The sequence below is a fragment of the Blautia caccae genome (genome assembly GCF_040095955.1).
In the GTDB taxonomy this organism is placed as follows: domain Bacteria; phylum Bacillota; class Clostridia; order Lachnospirales; family Lachnospiraceae; genus Blautia; species Blautia celeris.
Window position 1 is genome coordinate 1 of sequence record NZ_JBBMFP010000086.1, and the last position, 952, is coordinate 952.

Below are 952 nucleotides of genomic sequence, written 5' to 3' on the forward strand. Positions count from 1 at the left end.
AGAATGAAATAACGGAAGGCCGAGTAACAGAAATATCAGTCCTCCCGGATGGTGTTTGTATTTACATAGAGCGGGAAGTCGGCTCAGGTTGCAGTGAGGGGTACGGAGTTAATGATTTTGGCTACGATGTCTTCATGAAACGGGAAGACGCGGAAAAGGCTATTAAGGAGGAACTGGATAAATGAGATTAATTGATGCGGATGCATTTAAGGAGCAGGTGGCGGCCATTGCAATTAAAGATAATCTTCCTGCGGGTAAGTGTTGTGCACTATGCAAATTGATAGAGATGCAACCAACCGTCGGAAGTTGGCACAAGGTATCTGATGGGGATTTGCCACAAGGCCCTTACAGTAAAAAAAGGAAATTTTACTGTAAAGAAAAGGGTTATGGGTACAGAATTTTACTCTATGACGATAAAGGATTTTATTATTATAGTTTTGATCTGAATATCGGGATAGACAATGAACAGATTGTTGCCTGGATGGAACTGCCGGAATATGAGGAGGAAAACCATGCAGAAAGTTGTTAGAACCGCACCAGTCAGAAAAGGATACTGGTATGATGGAGAGAAAATGAAATATCTGTCAGAGTTACTTAATAATGGCTGGAAAGTAGTCATGTGTAACCGAATAGGAGAAGATCTTGAGTATATCGTGGAGAAGGAGGAGCAGCCATGAATAATCAGCAAGCAATGAACGACAAAATCAGCTATGGGGTGTTCTGGAAGCACGATGAAAACGAAGAATGGTCTCTATTTGCAGGGTGGCTACCGTTCAGCAACGCCCGGAACATATACACTGGACTGGCCCTAAACCCCAGTTGCAGGGGAAGGAGAATTGTAGAGAGGGTCGAAACATTTGAGGTTTACCAAGAGGTGATGCCATGAAAGCAATATTAAAATATCCGGGAGCAAAAAATCGTATTGCTGACTGGATTTGTAGTTACATACCTT

Annotated in this window: 4 protein-coding genes; all 4 read left to right on the forward strand. The window is 42.4% G+C overall.

Annotated elements, in window-relative coordinates:
- Positions 1 to 185: hypothetical protein (locus WMO65_RS26275; RefSeq protein ID WP_349064886.1), on the forward strand; the 185-nt coding region annotated here is incomplete at its 5' end.
- Positions 182 to 529 carry a hypothetical protein gene (locus tag WMO65_RS26280; protein ID WP_349064887.1) on the forward strand — a complete coding sequence of 116 codons (348 nt, stop codon included), beginning with the start codon at positions 182 to 184 and terminating at the stop codon, positions 527 to 529. The genes WMO65_RS26275 and WMO65_RS26280, both read left to right, overlap by 4 nt.
- Positions 513 to 677 (forward strand): hypothetical protein, encoded by a 165-nt coding sequence (locus tag WMO65_RS26285; protein WP_289070726.1) that lies wholly within the window; start codon positions 513 to 515, stop codon positions 675 to 677. Before WMO65_RS26280 ends, WMO65_RS26285 begins: the two co-directional genes overlap by 17 nt.
- The gene (locus WMO65_RS26290; protein ID WP_349064889.1) at positions 674 to 886 is read left to right on the forward strand and encodes a hypothetical protein; all 213 of its coding nucleotides are present in this window, start codon (positions 674 to 676) and stop codon (positions 884 to 886) included. Before WMO65_RS26285 ends, WMO65_RS26290 begins: the two co-directional genes overlap by 4 nt.
- Positions 887 to 952: the final 66 nt, after the last annotated feature.